Source organism: Streptomyces sp. NPDC043726 (genome assembly GCF_056436565.1).
The window spans coordinates 84,610-102,487 of record NZ_JBWKCI010000020.1; the positions used below are offsets into that span (position 1 = coordinate 84,610).

A 17,878-nucleotide genomic window follows, 5' to 3' on the forward strand; every position below is an offset into this window, starting at 1 on the left:
GTGGCGGTCCCGGAACGCATCACACGGGCGGTGGCCCTGCTCGACGTGCGCCCGGCCGACCGCCTCCTGGAGATCGGCTGCGGCGGCGGAGTCGCCGTCCAGCTGGTCTGCCCGCTCCTGGAGACCGGCACGATCACGGCCGTCGACCGCTCGGCGACCGCCGTGGAACGGGCCGTCGGACGCAATACCGGCGAGGTCGAGGCCGGGCGGGCCGCATTCGCCCAGGTCTCCTTCACCGCACCGGAGCTGTCGGCCGCGGGCCTGTCCGGCCGGCGCTTCGACAAGATCTTCGCCATCAACGTCAACCTCTTCTGGACCGGCCCGGCCGGCGCCGAACTGGCCCTCGCGGCCGCCCTGCTGGCTCCCGGCGGCGCGCTGTACGCGTTCTACGAAACCCCCGGGCAGCGCGAGGAGGAGGTCGCCGCGAAGGTGGCGGCCGCTTTCGAGATGGCCGGATTCAACCCCGAGGTGATCCGGTCGGCGCCGCTCGTGGGCATCGTGGGCCGCCGCTGACGTCGAGGGCCGGATCTCCGCAGGGCCTCTATTTAAGAGTTGCCTTATATAAGCGGGGAGTGGCATAGTCGGCCGTGTGCACGCCTTCGATGTTCTGGGGGATCCGGTCAGGCGCCGGATATTGGAGCTGCTCGCCACGGGTGAGCGGGCATCGGGCGAGATCAGTGCCGCCATCCAGGAGGAGTTCGGGATCTCGCAGCCGGCCGTGTCCCAGCACCTGAGAGTGCTGCGGGAGAACGGCTTCGCGTCCGTGCGCGCGGAGGGCACCCGGCGGCTGTACGCCGTCGACGCCGCTCCGCTGCGCCAGGTGGACGACTGGCTGGAACGGTTCCGGGGCTTCTGGGAACAGCGGCTCGACGCGCTCGGGACGGAACTGGCGCGCGGCAGACGCGCGCGCCGACTCAATGAAGGGACCAGGGATGACTGACTTCGTCGACGAGATCAACCGGCTGCACCGCGAGGTCGGCACCAGGCGGGTCGCGGCGGGAGACGCCCGGACCGTACTGCTGCGCCGGTCCTACGACGCCGACGTCGCCGATGTGTGGGACGCGGTGACCTCCCCGGAGCGCATCGCGCGCTGGTTCCTGCCGGTGAGCGGGGAGTTCAAGGTCGGCGGCCGCTACCAGCTGCAAGGGCAGGCCGGAGGGGAGATCCTCCAGTGCGACGAGCCGAACCTGCTGCGCGTGAGCTGGCTGTTCGGCCCCGACCCGGGCTTCAGCGAGGTCGTCCTGCGCCTTACTCCGGAAGGCGAGGAGCGTACGGTCCTCGAACTGGAGCATGTGGCGGTCGTCCCGGAGGAGTTCTGGGGTCAGTACGGGCCCGGCGCCACCGGTGTCGGCTGGGACATGGTCCTCCTCGGGCTCGGCCTGCATCTCGCGGGCGGCGGATTCAGCAGCCCGGAGAAGGCGCAGGAGTGGGCGATGTCCGACGAGGGCAAGGCGGCCCACACCCGGTCGGGCGAGCTGTGGGGCGCGGCATACACCGCCTCGGGCGCGGACCCGGAGGCCGTCGCATCCACCACGGCGGCGACCATCGCGTTCTACACGGGTGCCGAATCTCCTTCCTGACGCGTCGAAACTTTCGAAGCTCCTGGCGTTGGATGATATGGGTGCGTGTGGCCGCCTGTCGCGAGTCAACTGTGACAGGTGGCCACGCGAAGCGTTGACGGTGCGTCAGTCCACCCGTATGGTCTGCGACGCAATTCGGAAATGATTCCGAAACTTTCGGAGCCCGGAAGGGGACGAGATGGTTACCCGCACATCCATCCGCAAGGCCCCCGAACGTCCGCACCGCCGCCCCCGCACCGCCCTGATCCTCGGCCTCGCCGGCCTGCTCGCGACCGCCGGCGTCACCGCCCTGACCTCGCCGGCGCAGGCCGCGTCCACGCTCGGCGCGGCGGCGGCCGAGAAGGGCCGCTACTTCGGTACCGCGGTCGCCGCGAACCACCTCGGCGAAGCCGCCTACGCCTCGACGCTCAACACCGAGTTCAACTCGGCCACCCCCGAGAACGAGATGAAGTGGGACGCCGTCGAGCCCAGTCGCGGCAACTTCACCTACGGCGCCGCCGACCAGATCGTCAACCACGCCCAGAGCCGGGGCATGAAGGTCCGCGGCCACACCCTGGTCTGGCACTCCCAACTGCCCGGCTGGGTCGGCTCGTTGTCCGCCGCCGATCTGAGGTCGGCGATGAACAACCACATCACCCAGGTGATGACCCACTGGAAGGGCAAGATCCACTCCTGGGACGTCGTCAACGAGGCCTTCCAGGACGGCTCCAGCGGAGCCCGGCGCAGCTCGCCCTTCCAGGACAAGCTCGGCAACGGCTTCATCGAGGAGGCGTTCCGCACCGCCCGCGCCGCCGACCCGGCCGCCAAGCTCTGCTACAACGACTACAACACCGACGGCGTCAACGCGAAGAGCAATGCCGTCTACAACATGGTCCGCGACTTCAAGGCGCGCGGCGTGCCGATCGACTGCGTCGGCTTCCAGTCCCACTTCAACAGCGCCTCGCCCGTGCCCTCCGACTACCAGGCGAACCTCCAGCGCTTCGCCGACCTCGGTGTCGACGTCCAGATCACCGAACTCGACATCGAGGGCTCCGGCACCGCTCAGGCCAACAGCTACAGCAACGTGGTGCGGGCTTGTCTCGCGGTGAGCCGCTGCACCGGCATCACCGTCTGGGGCGTCACCGACAAGTACTCCTGGCGCGCCTCCGGAACGCCCCTGCTCTTCGACGGCAACTACGCCAAGAAGCCCGCCTACACGGCCGTACTGACCGCCCTCGGCGGATCGGGATCCGGCGGAGGCGGGGGCGGGGGAACCGCTTCCTGCTCCGTGAGCTACAGCAAGCAGGAGGAGTGGAGCGACCGCTTCAACGGCAGGGTGACCGTCACCGCGGGCAGTTCGGCGATCACCGGCTGGACGACCACCGTCACCGTCACCTCCCCGCAGAAGATCTCCGCCACCTGGAACGGCACGCCCACCTGGGACAGTTCCGGCAACGTCATGACGATGCGCCCGAACGGCAACGGCAGCCTCGCCGCCGGGGCGTCGACGAGCTTCGGCTTCACCGTCATGAAGAACGGCAACAGCGCGGCGCCGGTGCTGGGTTCCTGCACCGCGTCCTGACGACCCGCGTCACCGCACCTGGAACGTCGCCGGTCCGACTGCGAGCACCCCGTCCGACAGCGGGGTGCATCGCACACCGCTCTTCCCGCGCAGCGCACGCTGGGCGCCCGGCCCGATGGTCACGTCCATCCAGGCGCAGGGCCGGGCCGGGCGGTTCACCGCGAAGGCCACCGGCCCCTCACCGCAGTCCAGGCTGAGCACCGAGCCGACGAGGGAGTCCACGTCGACACCCCGCAGCAGGACATTGCGGCGAGTGCTGCGCAGATCGACCGCAGGCTCCGGCAGGTTCTCGGCGCTCATCAGCGTCACCGACGCATCCCGGTGCGCCCGCTGCCCGAAGTACCGGTCCCCGACCAGACCGAGCCCCGCGCGCACCTCGGCCCGCTCCACGAGCTCCCCCTCCCGCTCCACCGGCAGCCCGTCGGCGGGCCGCCCGGCCAGCCGGTGCTCGGAGGACACCAGCAATTGCACGACCTCTATCCGCATGCCCTCACCCTACGGACGACCGCCCAGGTCAGCACGGCGCCCGCCACACCCCCAGCTCCAGTTCCTTCCGCATCGACGACAGCTTCAGCCGCCGGGAGTCGGCGCAGAAGGCGCCCGTCGGTACGGCGTACTCCACATGGAACACGGCCTTGCCCGCCGCGATGAACGGCCTCAGGGCCTCGCACTCGTCGTACTGCGCGCACTCCTCGTTGACGGCGAAGTCGAAGTGGCGCACCAGCTGCGGGATCTGGGCCAGGTCGTTCTTGAGCCCCACGGACAGGCCCCGCCGGTGGGCGATGTCCGCGATCATGCGGTTGTAGCGGAGCTGGTCGCGCGCGGTGAGCGGGAAGCCGGTGTCGTTGCCGTATCCCTCCATCAGGTCGGGCTCGACCGCGTCGAAGCCCTTGTCGCGGCACATGTCGAAACGGCGTTCCATGATCGGCCGGAGGACGGACAGCCGGCGGATGTCCAGCCAGCGCTCGCCCTGCCAGCCGTTGGGGCGGCCGAGGACCGAGGCGGGGAAGGCGTCCTTGTCGGGGCGGAAGTCCTCCCAGGCGCCGACGTTGACGTAGCAGATCACCTTGCGTCCGTCGCGGTGCAGGCGGGCCACGTCCGCCTTGGAGTTCTCGAAGCCGTCGATGTCGTAGACCGGCACGTCCACGGACGGGTTGACGCGGCCGTCGAGCTGCCACTGCCAGGCGAGACCGGGGCGCGGCTTCCAGCGGGCGGGGGCGGCGGAGGCGGTTGGACTTGCGGGGGTGGACGGGCTCGCGGAGGCGGTGGGGCTCGCGGATTTCGGCGGGCTCCCGGAGCCGGTGGGGGTCGCGGAGACGGTGGGGGTCGCGGAGGGGGTGGTGCCTGCGGACGCGGCGGGCCGGGTCGTCGAATCGTCGCCGCCCGTGGCGTCGCCGGCCGTGCCGGAGCAGCCGGTCAGCAGCCCCAGGGCCACGAGCGCCGTGAGCAACCTCCTCATCCCCCGACCCCCGTCAGCGCGGGCGTCAGTACTGCCCAGGGATTGGGCTGTTCCCCCGTGACCGGCCCCGACACCGCGGCCCCCCGCTCGTGCGCCGTCCGCACGGCCAGCGGGACGAGCGCCTCGGGCACCCCGTACACCAGATGGCAGAACCGTTCGGCCGGGTGCCGCGCGGTCCAGTCCGGGCGGCTGAACGCCGAGACGTACGTCGACCAGTGGCCCTCGAAGGTGACCGTCAGATCGGCGAGCCGGGTGTACCCCGGCGCCGGGTGGACGCCCGGATTGAGCACCACGGTGCCGGCGCCGGTCCGCCGGACGGAGCGGACCAGCTTGCGGCACCCGGCGAGTCCGGCCCGCTCCGCCGGCACCCGGTCCAGGAAGCAGCCGTCGGCCGCGTACCACTCCTGGTGCCGGCGCACGTCCTCCACGACCTCGGCCGGATCCCGGCGCCCGTACGCCGTGTCCGCGTACCCGAGCAGCCGGGCCCCGGCCGTGCGCAGTGCCCGGGCCGCCGCGGTGAACGCGGGGTCGGGTTCCCGGCCGGGTCCGCTCGCGGGGTTGAGGATCACCCCGTAGGTGCGGGCGGCGCCCGAGATCAGCCGGTGCCAGGCGCCCGGGTCCTCGGCGGGATGGACGTAGAGCGGAATCAGCAGACTCACGGTGCTCTGCCGCCGTCCCACAGCGCGCCCAGCGACTCCGCGAGGGTGCGGGCCGGCCGCCAGCCGAGCGCGTCGTGCGCGGCCGTGATGTCCGAGCACTGCCACGACACGCGTGCCGAACGTGCCGAGCTGGCGGCGGACTCCTCGATACGGCCGCGGAATCCGGCCGCCTCGGCCAGTCGGTCCACGACTTCGCGCACCCGCACGGCCGCCCCGCCGCCGATGTTCAGCACCGACGGCAGTGGCCCGTTCGCCCCTACCGCCAGTTCCACGGCCCGCGCCAGATCGCGTACGTCGACGAAGTCGCGGTAGGCCGACAGGTCCCCGAGCCGCAGCACCGCCTCCGGGTCCTCGCCCGCCTCGCGCAGCAGGGCGGCGACCCGGCCGGGCAGTCCGGTCACCGGGGCGCCCGGCCCCACCGGGTTGCCCACGCGCAGGACCACGGCGTCCAGCCCCGAGGCGGTCACCGCGACCGTGCCCGCGAGCTTGGTCGCGCCGTAGGGACCGACCGGGGTGGTCGGCGCCGACTCGGTGACCGGGACGTCGGGGGTTCCGGGGCCGTACTCGGCGGCCGAGCCCAGATGGATCAGACGGGCCGCCGGTGCCGCCTCCCGCAGCGCCGCGCACAGGACGGCGGGGCCGCGGGCGTTGACCTCGGCGAGGGTGACGGCGTCACCGGCGGTGGCGCCGGCGCAGTTGACGACGGCGTCGGGAGCCGCCGACGCCAGGGTCTTCGCCAGCCGTTCGGGGTCGGCCGTGGCGAGGTCGATGTGATGGTCGGCGTCCGGCGAGCGACCGCCGCCGAGCACCCGCGTGCCCGGCAGGGCCCGCAGTCGCTCGACGACGTGGCCGCCCAGATAGCCGGTGAAGCCCAGGACGAGAATGCGCATACGGTGCTCAGGCTCCCTTGAGCAGAAGCGACTTGCGGCTGGTGAACTCCGCGTTGGCCCGGTCGTAGTCGTCGGGGCGGCCGATGTCCAGCCAGTATCCGTCGAACTCGTAGGCGTGCGGCGGGCTTCCGGCGGCGAGCAGGTCGAGGACCAGTTCGTCGAAGCCGAGCGGCAGGCCGGGGGTGTAGGTGTCGAGGGTGTCGCGGGACAGGCCGTAGACGCCCATCGAGACGCGGTAGTCCATGCTCGGCTTCTCGGTGAACGCGACCACCTTGCTGGCGTCTGTGGTCAGCACCCCGAAGTCGATGTGCACCTTGCGGGCGTAGGTGGCGATGGTCAGCGGCGCCTTGGACTCCCGGTGCCGGTGCAGCACGTCGGCGTAGTCGAGGTCGGTGAGGATGTCGCCGTTCATCACCAGGAAGGTCTCCGGCAGTTGCTCGCGCAGCGACAGCAGCGGGCCGATGGTGCCGAGGGGGCTGTCCTCGGTGGCGTAGGTGACGTGCAGGCCCCACTGGGAGCCGTCGCCGACGTAGGCGCGGATGATCTCGCCGAGATGACCTATGGCGAGGGTGCAGTGGGTGAAACCGGACGCCGAGAGCTGGCGCAGCACGATCTCCAGGATGGCGTGCTGGTCGCCGATGGGGACGAGCGGCTTGGGCAGGGCCGTGGTGTAGGGCCGCAGCCGGACGCCCTTGCCTCCGGCCAGGATCACTGCGTGCATGGAGGTGCTCCTTCGTGACGTGCCGAGGGGGGTCAGATGTTGTAGATGCCGGTCTTGTAGCGGGCCAGGTTGGCCGGGTCGCGGAAGAACTCGACGGTGTGGGCGAGGCCTTCCTCCAGGGTGTGGGCGGGCTGCCAGCCGGTGGCCGCGGTGAGCCGGGAGGCGTCCGCGACCAGCCGCATCACCTCGGACGCGGTGGGCCGCAGCCGCTCGGGGTCCTCGCGGACGTCGAGGGCGGTGTCCATCACCTTGCCGATCAGCGCGACCAGGTCGCCGACCGAGATCTCGCCGCCGGTACCGGCGTTGAAGGTGCGGCCCACGACCTGCTCGGCGGGCGCGGTGCCGACCGCGAGGAAGGCCTGCGCGGTGTCTTTGACGTAGGTGAAGTCCCGGGTGGGCCGCAGATCGCCGAGCGTGATCGTCCGTTCTCCGGCGGCCACCTGCCCGATCACCGTGGGGATCACGGCGCGCATGGACTGGCGGGGCCCGAAGGTGTTGAACGGCCGCAGCGTCACCACCGGGATGGCGAAGCTCGCGTGGTAGCTGTCGGCCAGCCGGTCGCCGCCCGCCTTCGAAGCGGCGTACGGGGACTGGGTGTTGATCGGGTGGTCCTCGGTGATCGGCACGGTCTGCGCGGTGCCGTAGGTCTCGCTGGTGGAGGTGTGCACCAGCCGGGGCGTGCCCAGGGAGCGGGCGGCCTCGAGGACGTTGAGGGTGCCGGTCACGTTCGTGTCCACGTAACTGTGCGGCGCCTGGTAGGAGTACGGGATCGCGATCAGGGCGGCCAGGTGGTAGACGGCCTCGGCGCCCTCCATCAGGCCCCGGACCGAGCCGGGGTCGCGGACGTCGCCGAGGACGATCTCGACGTGCTCCAGGACGTCCGGCGACAGGGTCTCCAGCCAGCCGTAGGAGGAGAAGGAGTTGTACTGGGCCATCGCCCTGACCCGGTGCCCGGAGGCGACGAGCGCCTCGGTGAGGTGCGAGCCGATGAAACCTTCGGCTCCGGTGACGGCGGCGAGCGGTGCAGAGGTCAACTCTGTTGTCCTTCCGGATGGTCGGGCCTGGGATCAGACATGGAGCGCGGGGCGGCCGAGGGTCCATAGCACGCAGACCGTGAGACACAGGGCGGCCGCCCCGTAGGGCAGGAAGAGGTGGTCCGGGGTCGCGGCGGCGCCGGCCGCGGCGGTCAGGCAGATCGCCGCCGGTGGCCAGGCGATGCCGAACGCCTGGAGCAGCAGCGCGGTCCACAGGGTGGCCGCGAGCGGCAGCAGCGCGCCCGGGTCACTGCCGGTGAGCAGCGCGGCGGGCAGCAGGGGCAGCAGGTAGGCCAGCAGGCACAGGCCGAGGACTCCCGCCGAGCGCCACAGGAACGCGGTGGGCGTGGGGGCGGCGCGCAGTGCGCCGACGGACAGGCCCCGGTAGCGGTACAGCAGCCATTCGGCGGGCCCCATGGACACGGTCAGCGCGATCACCGCGTACGGATGCTCCCGACCCTCCACGAGCACCAGGACCCCGGCCGCGAGCCCGAACAGGCCGTACGGCAGCGACCGGTGCGCCGCGGGCGGGGGAGCGGCGGGCCCGGGTGCCGTGGCCAGGACCGTGCGCAGGGTGAGGGCGGTGACGGCGAGTGTGGCGAGCAGTGCCAGCAGGGGCAGCCCGGCCCGCAGCGTCGTGCCCGGGTCCCACCACGGCAGGACCGCCGCCCCGGCCACCAGGGGAGTGAGCGCGGCCAGCAGCAGCCACTCGGCGCCGAGCACCAGCAGCACGCCCGCGGCGGCGAGATAGACGGCCTGCGCGGCCGCCACCAGGGTCACCGGGCCGCCCTGCGCGGGCACCGCGGCGCAGGCCGTCGCCAGCGCGGCGCCCAGGGGAGCGCCGAGGAGCAGCGTGCGGCCCGCCTCCCGACGGCCCGCCGCCAGGCGCAGGTGGGCCCGGTGGCCCAGGGCCTGGCCCCACGCCCAGGAGACGAGTCCGGCCACGATCAGCGCGGCGACGTGCCGCTCGGCGTGCCACAGCGGCGCGGTGAGCAGGTAGGCGAGCCCGGGGAGCGCGAACAGCGCCCCGCGCAGCAGACAGCGCACATGGTCCGGACGCCAGGGATCGGGCGCGGGCGCGGGCTCGGGGAAGACCCGGGGGACCCGCTCGTACAGGGCGGAGGCGAGCGAGAAGACGGTCGGATGCCCGTACCGTTCCTCGACCACCGCCGGGGACAGCCCTTCCGACTCCAGCAGGGCCGCCACCTCGTAGGGATGGACGGCCGGTCCGATGCGGTCGGCCAGCTCGGCGGCGAGGAGGTCGACCTCGGCCCGGTGCGTGGCGCCGCCCGGCAGCCGCAGGGCGAGGGTGGCGTCGTCGGCGAGGCGTAGCGCGAGCGTGTCCTGCTCGATGCCGCCGGGCTCGAGTGCCATGGGGCCGCTCACAGGGCCACGGCCACTCTCGGCGCGGCGGGCAACCGCCGTTCCGTGTCGGGGAGTTCGTGGTATATGGCGCGGAAGGTGTCGATGGTCTGGCGCAGGGTGAACTGCTCGATCACCCGCAGCCGGGCCGCCTCGCCCATCGCCGTCCGCCGCGCCGGATCGCTCAGCAGCTCCACGGCGGCGGCCGCCATAGCGGCCGGATCCCTCGGCGGCACCACCAACCCCGTGTCGCCGACGGCCTCCCGTACCCCGCCCACGTCGGTGGAGACGGTCGCCCGGCCGCAGGACATCGCTTCGATCAGCGTGAACGGGAAGCCCTCGCTGATGCTGGAGAGCATCACCACCGTGCCCGCGGCGTAGGCGTCCTTGATGTCGTCCACCCGGCCCTCGAACGTGACGGCGTCCGCGTGCCCCAGTTCGGCGGCCAGCGCCTCGCAGCGCTCCCGGTAGGCCTCGCCCCCGCGGGGTGTCCCGCCGAACAACCGCAGGCTTACGTCGGGCAGTTGCTCCCGCACGAGGGAGAAGGCGCGGATCAGGGTCTCCAGGTCCTTGATCGGGTCGACCCGGCCGGCCCAGCTGAGGGTGAGCCCCTCCGGTTCGGGCCCGGCGGGCGGGAAGGCCGCCGGATCCACGCCGTTGTAGACGGTACGGATCGACTCCGGTGCCGCGCCGCCCTGTTCCTCCCACAGCCGGTTGTAGCGGTTGCCGGGGGTGATCAGGGCGGCCCTGCGGTAGGTCTCCTCGGCCAGCAGCCGGAAGAAGCCCAGGACGACCGCCTTCACCGGCCAGCGGTAGGGGGCGGTGCGATAGCCGAGGTAGCGTTCGCGCAGGTAGACGCCGTGCTCGGTGAGGAGCAGGGGAGTGCCGTAACGTTCCAGCGCGGCGAGGCCGGGCAGCACGGCGACGCCGCCGCTCACCGCGTGCGTGACCCCGGTGCTCGGCACCGGAGCGGTCAGCGGCCGCAGGGCGTGCTCCAGCAGTCCGGTGGCGGTGAGCGCGTCGTGCAGGGACGGCCGGGCCTCCCGGACGACGAGCCCGGGCCGGTTCCAGACGGAGGCCAGCACGGCGACCGCCCCGTCGCCGCGGAGGAAGGGGCTGAGCGTGCCGTCCGCCGCCGCCCGCGCCATCACATACAGGGCGGGCGCGAAGCCGTCCTCGGCGCAGGGGTCCAGCAGCGCTGTCAGGAACCGCTCGTAGGCGTGGGTGAGCCGGCGCCGGGCGCGTCCTCGGGGCGGGTCGCCCTTCGGGGGAGCGCCCCACATGGGGACGGACCAGACGTGGGACACATGGGAGGGCAGCTCCCATACGACGGGTTCGTGGCCGGTGCCGGTGACGGCGACGATGTCGAAGTCCAGGTCGGGCATGCCCTGGACGAGCTGGTCGCACCAGACGCTCACGCCTCCGTGGCTGTGCGGATAGGTGCCTTCGGTGAGCAGGGTGACGCGCGTCGCGTCGAGGCGTCGCGCGCCGTGGGGAACGTGCATCGATGTGCTCCACGGCCGGGAAGTGGGTGGTCGTGCCGGTCCCGGCAGCCGCGCAGGGGGCGGCCGGGACCGTCGGTCGGTGCGCCGCCTCAGTTCACCGAGGGCTCCTTCGTCCCCTCCGGGACGAAGGTGTCCGGCGCCGGGCTCGTGACCGGTGCCGAGTCGGCCGTACTGCCGCTGACCTCGGTCACCGACGACGGCAGTCCGAGCGTGAGCGGCGCCCCCGCGGAGGCCGTCCAGCCGGACCGCTCGCCCGCGTACGCCTCGCCGAACGCGGCGCCTGCCAGGGTGGTGCCGTCGGGCATGGTGGCGGTGACCGCGACACCCTCCGGGGCCTCGACGGTGACCGTGTCGCCGACGCGGTAGGCGGTGACCTGCCCGGCGTCCAGCGCCGTCCGCCAGGCCGCGCGCCGCTGGAGTTCGACGCCGATGTCCTTCATCCGCAGGTTCACCACAGGGGTGTCCGCTGCGAACAGCGCCGCGTACCCGTCGAGGACGCCGTTGAGCACCGGGTAGGCGATGCGGTCCTCGGCGAGGTTGGACTGGTGGATGAAGTGCGGCCGGGGATCGCCGGAGAGCACATGGCCGAGGGCCGTCCGCGTCTCCAGCGGCACGATGTGGTCGCCGTAGCCGGTGGCCGTGTTCAGCGGCTCGGTCAGGCAGGTGGAGGTGGCCGGGTTGTCCTCGCAGATGCCGCTTCCGCCCTGGGCTCGGCTGGTGTAGATCCAGTTGTACTCGTCGACCTGCTCGGCCGCCCGGCCCGCGTTGTAGAAGACGTTCATCGGGTAGCGGGGCACGGTGACCGCGGGGCCGACCTGCCGCTGACGCGGATCCCGGGAGTTGTCCGAGGCGAGCCACTCGATGCCGGTGTCGGCCAGGGCGAGCGCCAGGTTCGGGTTGTCCTCGCTCTGCTGCGGCAGCACCTTCAGGCCCGAGTGCTCCCCGGTGACCAACTCGTCCTTCTCCAGCGGCAGTCCGGCGCTCGTGCCCCAGGCCTCGTTGGCGGCGATCTCGTCGGCGACGGCCGTCCGGCTCACCCAGCGCACACTGCCGTCGGCCTCGGTGGCGCAGCGCCACGGCACGACGGTGGTGTCCTGCTCGCAGCCGAGGAAGGCGTGCGTGTAGGTGTGGTTGATCCAGCGGAAGCGGGCCCGGTCGGCGAGGAAGCGGTCGGCGAGCGGGTCGGCGCCGCCGTTGTCCTCGCGGTGCTCGACGCTCCCGGCGCCGTTGTAGGCCATGTCGAGGGTGAAGCCGTGGCCGTCCTGCCAGTCGGCGGCGTAGGTGACGTCCTCGGGTGTCATCCGGATCGGGTCGGGCGTGCCCGCCCCCTCGGGACAGTCGACGTCACCGGGCGTGCAGTTGAGCTCGGTGTTCCAGCGGTCGTCGGCGGCGAACACGTCGTCCACGTGGACGGCGAAGTAGTTCCGTGCCGCGCCCAGGTGCACCCCGCCCGTCATCCACTCGACGATCCCGCGGGCCAGCAGCCGGAACTGCTGCTGGTACTGGTTGTAGACGAAGGTGACGACCAGCTCGCGGCGCCCGTCGTGCCGGTACTCGCCCACCAGCGAGCCGCGCCGGGTGGTCCCGGGGACCGTCGCCTCGACGTACGGGGTGAAGTCGGCGCCCGCGGCCGGGGTCGAGAGGTAGCCGTAACTCTCGCCGACGGTGGGGGAGTTGTCCTCGAAGGGCACCGCGCCGTCGAGGTAGCCGAAGGGCCCCGCGAGCCCGGCGGCGGTGACCTCGGCCCGCGCCCCGTCGAGGCTGCCGGAGTAGCCGCCCTCGACCGGGTACTTCAGCCCGGCCTCGGGACGCGCGTAGGTGTAGGCGTCGACCTGCGGGATGCCGTACGTCTGCTCGTAGGCGACCAGGGCCGCCATCTCGGCGGAGCCGGGCGCGAACGGGTTGTCGCTGGGCAGGACGACCGCCTGGAACTTGGCCCGGGGCCGCCCGTCGACGGTGTCCGCGAGCAGTTCCGCGTCGATCACGGGCCGGTCGGCCCGTGTGAGGTCGATCTCGGTGTACGGCGTTCCCGCCACGTCGAGTTCGGCGGCGATCGCGTCCGTGGACGGGCCGCCGTCGCTCACGACCAGGACCCGTAGATCGACGCGTGGTGCGCTGTCGGCGGCCGCCGCTCCGGCCGGCAGGCCGAGTGCGGCGATGAGCGCGCCCACCGTCAGCGCGGTCGTGCATAACATCCGCTTCATGCGGCTTTGTCCCCTCCCCGGGCAGGGGTGGGCACTGCTCGCAGACGAGACGAGCGGACGCACCCCCTTGCGCGACGCCGAGCCCCCCTCAGTAGCCGGTCGCCCACGCATCCGTCGCGTCACATGGTGGTGTCTCTGTGTAGCTTTCGTGGTCATCTTGCGAAACATGACGGAAAAGCGCAGGTGTCCAACTGGTCATGACCGGGCGGTACATGACGTGCCGATGCCTGGCCGAAGGGGTGGTGAAAGGGGGGCGCGAAGTGGCTGGAGTGCTGGCCGGGGGCCTGAACACGACACCGGCGGGCCACTGGGGCCCGCCGGTGTTTCTTCCGGAGGTCTGGACCACGCGGGGATGCCGATCACAGACCTGTTTCAGGTCAACCGTGGCCGATCAGGCGCACAGGACCCGCGTCTCGGGGGTGTAGACCGGGCCGTCACTGAGGCTCGTGCGGTCGCTGAACTCGGCGTAGAAGTAGGAGTAGAAGCCGATGTTCCCGTTGCAGCCGGAGTCGGCGGCGACCTGGAGGGTGAGCGTGACGGTGCGGCTCTGGCCGGGCGGGACGGTGGCGCCGTAGTTGGCGCCGAGGTTGGCGGGACCGGTGCCGGCGCACGGCGTGCCGCCCGTGGCGGTGGTCAGGGTGCAGGACGTGAAGGAGTACTTCAGGTCCGGGCGCTGAGTGGTCAGCCAGGTCGGGTCGATCGTCTGGTACATGAACCAGATGTCGTACGTGGCGTTGTTGGTGAGCGTCATCGACAGGTTCACCGTGCCGCCGGGCGTGGTGGTCGCGCTGTCGGAGCTGAACGTCAGGGTGGCCGGTGCGGGTTCGGCCGCGCTCGCGCTCGGGGCCAGGCCGAACGCGGCGAGCAGAAGAGCGAGGACGGCGGTGAGACCGAAGCGTCTCATCAGAGGTGATCGCATGGCCCGGGAGGCTAGGCAGGCGCCGGCCGCCCCGTCTGCACCACTGGAGCCGGGTCGACCGGAAGTGATCCTCACGTGATGGATTCGTGGGGGCCATGTGAAGTGGCGGGAAGGCGTGCGGGCGGTGCGGCCGGCGTCTCGCCCGCTCGGGCGCCGATTGGCTCGTATCGCAGGGGTGACGAGTGGGGGCCGACTGCCGGCAGGGTGCCCATCCCTACTTAATGAAAGGCGAAAGAAAAGTCGTGACGGAGTTATTGACCGGACCGGAGGACCAGCGGCAGGGTTCCCGAGAGCGCGCGCTTTTCCGTCAACTCTCGTACTCAGGAGCCGCATTCATGTCCGCAGCCGATCCGCCCCACAGACGCTCACTGATCGCCGTGCTGGTCCTCGTCCTGGCCGCGGCCCTGCTCGCCGTGGTGCCCGCGCCCCGAGCCGAGGCCGCCCCGGCACTCCTCTCGCAGGGCAAGCCGGTGACCGCCTCCAGCCAGGAGAACGCCGGCACACCCGCCACCGCCGCGGTGGACGGCGACAACGGCACCCGCTGGTCCAGCGCCTTCTCCGACCCGCAGTGGATCCGCGTCGACCTCGGCGCCCCCGCGGCGCTCAGCCAGGTCGAACTGCGCTGGGAGACCGCCTACGCGACCGCCTACCGCATCGAGATCTCGCAGAACGGCACCGACTGGTCGACCGCCTACTCCACCACCACCGCCACGGGCGGGGTCCAGACCCTGAACGTCTCCGGCACCGCCCGCTACGTCCGGGTGTACGGCACCGCCCGCGCCACCGGATACGGCTACTCGCTCTGGGAGTTCAAGGTCTACGGCACCCAGGACGGCGGCCCCACCATCCCGGGCGGCGGTGACCTCGGCCCGAACGTCCATGTCTTCGAACCGTCCACGCCCGGCATCCAGGCCAAGCTGGACGAGGTGTTCCGGCAGCAGGAGTCGGCCCAGTTCGGCAGCGGCCGGCACGCCTTCCTCTTCAAGCCCGGCACCTACAGCGGCCTCAACGCCCAGATCGGCTTCTACACCCAGATCGCCGGGCTCGGCCTGCGCCCCGACGACACCACCATCAACGGCGACATCACGGTCGACGCCGGCTGGTTCAACGGCAACGCCACCCAGAACTTCTGGCGCGGAGCCGAGAACCTCGCCGTCAACCCGGTGAACGGCACCAACCGCTGGGCGGTCTCCCAGGCCTCCTCGTTCCGCCGGATGCACGTCAAGGGCGGCCTGAACCTCGCGCCGAACGGCTACGGCTGGGCCAGCGGCGGCTACATCGCCGACTCGAAGATCGACGGCCAGGTCGGCAACTACTCGCAGCAGCAGTGGTACACGCGGGACAGTTCCATCGGCGGCTGGTCCAACTCGGTGTGGAACCAGGTCTTCTCCGGCACGGTCGGCGCCCCGGCGACCGGCTTCCCCGAGCCGAGGTACACCACGCTGGCCAACACGCCTCTCTCGCGCGAGAAGCCGTTCCTCTACCTGGACGGCAACGAGTACAAGGTGTTCGCGCCCGCGCTGCGCACTAACGCGCGCGGCACGACGTGGGAGAGCGGCACCCCGCAGGGCCAGTCCATCCCGCTCAGCAACTTCTACGTCGTCAAGCCGGGCGCCAGCGCGGCGACCATCAACCAGGCCGTGCGCCAGGGCCTGCACCTGCTGTTCACGCCGGGCGTGTACCACGTCGACCAGACGATCCAGATCGACCGGGCGAACACGATCGTGCTCGGCCTGGGCCTGGCCACGATCATCCCGGACAACGGCGTCACGGCGATGCGCGTGGGTGATGTGGACGGCGTCCGGCTGGCGGGCTTCCTGATCGACGCGGGCACGGTCAACTCCATCACCCTGCTGGAGGTCGGTCCGCAGGGCGCGAGCGCCGACCACGCCGGCAACCCCACCACCGTCCAGGACGTCTACATCCGGATCGGTGGCGCGGGCGCCGGCAAGGCCACCACCAGCATGGTGATCAACAACGACGACACGATCATCGACCACACCTGGGTGTGGCGCGCCGACCACGGCGAGGGCGTCGGCTGGGAGACCAACCGGGCCGACTACGGCGTCCGGGTCAACGGTGACGACGTCCTGGCGACCGGCCTGTTCGTTGAGCACTTCAACAAGTACGACGTCGAGTGGTACGGCGAACGCGGCCGGACCATCTTCTTCCAGAACGAGAAGGCCTACGACGCCCCGAACCAGGCCGCCATCCAGAACGGCACCACCAAGGGGTACGCGGCCTATCGCGTCGACGACTCGGTGAACACGCACGAGGCGTGGGGGCTGGGCAGTTACTGCTTCTACAACGTCGACCCGAGCATCCGCCAGGACCACGGCTTCAAGGCACCGGTGAAGGCGGGGGTGAAGTTCCACAGCCTGCTGGTGGTCTCGCTCAGCGGCAACGGCCACTACGAGCACGTCATCAACGACACGGGAGCCTCCACCGTCCCCTCCGGCACCTCGACCGTGCCGTCCACCGTCACGTCCTATCCGTGACCGACTCCCTCCGGGCCGGGGTCTTCCCCGCACCCGGCCCGGAGGGCCCCTACTGCGCGGCGCGGTCCTGGAGGTTGGTCTGCCAGGCCGGATCCGGCTCCTTCGGTTCCACCTCCACGGGCCGCCCGCCCCGCGCGAAGAAGTCCGCCAGCGGCAGGATCGCGGCGCCGACCGTCACCGCGTCCGGGCCGAGCGTGCCCAGGTCGATCCGGACGTGGGCGGCGGGGTAGCGCAGCGAGTAGGCGGTGGCGTGGGCCTTCACGGCGTCCAGGAAACGGCGCCCCAGCTGCAGGCCCGCCCAGCCGCCGACCAGGATCCGCTCCGGCTGGAACAGGTTGATCAGGTCGGAGAAGCCCGCGCCCAGATACTCGGCGGTCTCCTCCAGCACGGCCAGCGCCGTGTCGTCGGCGGGGCCCTCGGCCGGGTAGGCGGCGGCGAGCATCGCGGTCAGCGCGGTCTCCTCGTCCACCCCGGCAGGCGGCACTCCGCCCGCCTCCGCCCAGCGCTCCAGGAGCGCCTCGGCGCCGGCGTACGCCTCCAGGCAGCCCTGGGCGCCGCACCGGCAGCGCCGCCCCCGGACCCGTACGGTCAGATGCCCCCATTCCACGGCCCGGCCCGGACCCATGTCGCCGGTGACCACGCACGCGCCGACACCGGAGCCGAAGAGCACCACGGCCGCGCTCTGCGCCCCCCGCCCGGCACCGAACCACATCTCCGCCTGGCCGAGCGTCTTGGCGCCGTTGTCGACGTAGTACGGCACCGACTCGGGCAGCAGCCGCGACTCCCGCAGGTACCGCTCCAGCGGTACGGCGTCCCAGCCGATCGTCTGGCCGTGTACGAGGGCGCCCTCCCGCGGCGTGTGCGCCACGATGCCCGGTACGCCGATGCCGACGCCCAGCAGGCCCTGTGCGGCGATCCCGGCCCGCTCCAGCACCTCGGCGATGCCCTCGCGCAGGTGACGCACGACCACGTCGACGTCGTAGCGGTCGATGCGGCGTCCGTCGGTCGCCAGCGGCCTCTCCACCCGCGCCAGTTCGGTGAGCGCGAGATCGAACAGCTCGATGCGGACCCTCGTCTCGCCCACGTCGATGCCGATCATGTGGCCGCTGCGCGGGCTGACCCGCAACAGCGTGCGGGGCCGGCCGCCGACCGAGTCGACGCTGCCGGCCTCCTCGACCAGGCCCTCCGCCATCAGCTCGGAGACGACGTTGCTCACCGAGCCCGAGCTCAGTCCGGTGGCGGGACCGAGCGCGAAGCGGCTCAGCGGCCCATTGAAATAGAGCCGTTGCAAAACGGCAGTGCGATTCTCCCGCCGCAGGTCACGTACCGTACGGCCGCTGCGCCCCTTCACCCCTGCTCCCTAGGCTCGACGCCTTCGCCGCGACCACCTGGGCCGGGGCTCTTGACGCGATCTTAGCTTGACGCTTAACTCACGTCCTAAATTAAGCCGTGGGGGGTGCGGGTCCGCACACGGGGCGATGCTCCG

General features: G+C 71.8%; 16 protein-coding genes. 5 read left to right on the plus strand and 11 right to left on the minus strand.

Annotation, left to right across the window (positions count from 1 at the left end; translation table 11 throughout):
* From AC068Z_RS39015 to AC068Z_RS39030, 4 genes are all read left to right on the plus strand, one after another.
* Entirely contained in the window at window positions 1-513 is a 513-nt protein-coding gene (locus tag AC068Z_RS39015) for an SAM-dependent methyltransferase (RefSeq protein ID WP_478567357.1), read from the plus strand.
* 76 nt (window positions 514-589) lie between these two features.
* Window positions 590-940, plus strand: coding sequence for an ArsR/SmtB family transcription factor (locus AC068Z_RS39020; RefSeq protein WP_478567360.1), 351 nt, complete (start codon window positions 590-592; stop codon window positions 938-940).
* Window positions 933-1,580 (plus strand): SRPBCC family protein, encoded by a 648-nt coding sequence (locus AC068Z_RS39025; protein WP_478567363.1) that lies wholly within the window; start codon window positions 933-935, stop codon window positions 1,578-1,580. The genes AC068Z_RS39020 and AC068Z_RS39025 overlap by 8 nt, the downstream gene beginning before the upstream one ends.
* A gap of 178 nt (window positions 1,581-1,758) precedes the next feature.
* The gene (locus AC068Z_RS39030) at window positions 1,759-3,141 is read left to right on the plus strand and encodes a glycoside hydrolase family 10 protein (protein WP_478567366.1); all 1,383 of its coding nucleotides are present in this window, start codon (window positions 1,759-1,761) and stop codon (window positions 3,139-3,141) included.
* A gap of 9 nt (window positions 3,142-3,150) precedes the next feature.
* Here the strand turns inward: AC068Z_RS39030 and AC068Z_RS39035 are convergent, their stop codons facing one another.
* The 10 genes from AC068Z_RS39035 to AC068Z_RS39080 form a co-directional block, all read right to left on the minus strand.
* Window positions 3,151-3,627 carry a molybdenum cofactor biosysynthesis protein gene (locus AC068Z_RS39035; protein WP_478567369.1) on the minus strand — a complete coding sequence of 159 codons (477 nt, stop codon included), beginning with the start codon at window positions 3,625-3,627 and terminating at the stop codon, window positions 3,151-3,153.
* A gap of 28 nt (window positions 3,628-3,655) precedes the next feature.
* On the minus strand, window positions 3,656-4,600 hold the full coding sequence (locus AC068Z_RS39040) for an endo alpha-1,4 polygalactosaminidase (protein ID WP_478567372.1): 945 nt from the start codon (window positions 4,598-4,600) through the stop codon (window positions 3,656-3,658).
* Window positions 4,597-5,259, minus strand: coding sequence for a spherulation-specific family 4 protein (locus AC068Z_RS39045; protein WP_478567375.1), 663 nt, complete (start codon window positions 5,257-5,259; stop codon window positions 4,597-4,599). The genes AC068Z_RS39040 and AC068Z_RS39045 overlap by 4 nt, the downstream gene beginning before the upstream one ends.
* A complete protein-coding gene (locus tag AC068Z_RS39050; protein WP_478567378.1) occupies window positions 5,256-6,149 on the minus strand; it encodes an NAD-dependent epimerase/dehydratase family protein in 894 nt (297 codons plus the stop codon). The genes AC068Z_RS39045 and AC068Z_RS39050 overlap by 4 nt, the downstream gene beginning before the upstream one ends.
* Before the next feature lie 7 nt (window positions 6,150-6,156).
* Window positions 6,157-6,870 carry a nucleotidyltransferase family protein gene (locus AC068Z_RS39055; protein ID WP_478567381.1) on the minus strand — a complete coding sequence of 238 codons (714 nt, stop codon included), beginning with the start codon at window positions 6,868-6,870 and terminating at the stop codon, window positions 6,157-6,159.
* Window positions 6,871-6,902: 32 nt separating this feature from the next.
* On the minus strand, window positions 6,903-7,904 hold the full coding sequence (locus tag AC068Z_RS39060) for a GDP-mannose 4,6-dehydratase (RefSeq protein WP_478567383.1): 1,002 nt from the start codon (window positions 7,902-7,904) through the stop codon (window positions 6,903-6,905).
* A gap of 33 nt (window positions 7,905-7,937) precedes the next feature.
* The gene (locus AC068Z_RS39065; RefSeq protein WP_478567386.1) at window positions 7,938-9,290 is read right to left on the minus strand and encodes a hypothetical protein; all 1,353 of its coding nucleotides are present in this window, start codon (window positions 9,288-9,290) and stop codon (window positions 7,938-7,940) included.
* On the minus strand, window positions 9,287-10,771 hold the full coding sequence (gene pelF / locus AC068Z_RS39070) for a GT4 family glycosyltransferase PelF (RefSeq protein ID WP_478567389.1): 1,485 nt from the start codon (window positions 10,769-10,771) through the stop codon (window positions 9,287-9,289). Before pelF ends, AC068Z_RS39065 begins: the two co-directional genes overlap by 4 nt.
* Window positions 10,772-10,860: 89 nt before the next feature.
* A complete protein-coding gene (locus tag AC068Z_RS39075; RefSeq protein ID WP_478567392.1) occupies window positions 10,861-12,975 on the minus strand; it encodes a hypothetical protein in 2,115 nt (704 codons plus the stop codon).
* Between the two features lie 391 nt (window positions 12,976-13,366).
* Complete coding sequence (locus AC068Z_RS39080) at window positions 13,367-13,894, minus strand: hypothetical protein (protein WP_478567395.1); 528 nt, start codon at window positions 13,892-13,894, stop codon at window positions 13,367-13,369.
* 335 nt (window positions 13,895-14,229) lie between these two features.
* On the opposite strand from AC068Z_RS39080, the gene AC068Z_RS39085 reads away from it, so the two are divergent.
* Window positions 14,230-16,392 carry a discoidin domain-containing protein gene (locus AC068Z_RS39085; protein ID WP_478567398.1) on the plus strand — a complete coding sequence of 721 codons (2,163 nt, stop codon included), beginning with the start codon at window positions 14,230-14,232 and terminating at the stop codon, window positions 16,390-16,392.
* Window positions 16,393-16,441: 49 nt separating this feature from the next.
* Here AC068Z_RS39085 and AC068Z_RS39090 read toward each other — a convergent pair whose 3' ends face one another.
* Window positions 16,442-17,743 carry an ROK family protein gene (locus AC068Z_RS39090; protein ID WP_478567401.1) on the minus strand — a complete coding sequence of 434 codons (1,302 nt, stop codon included), beginning with the start codon at window positions 17,741-17,743 and terminating at the stop codon, window positions 16,442-16,444.
* Window positions 17,744-17,878: the final 135 nt, after the last annotated feature.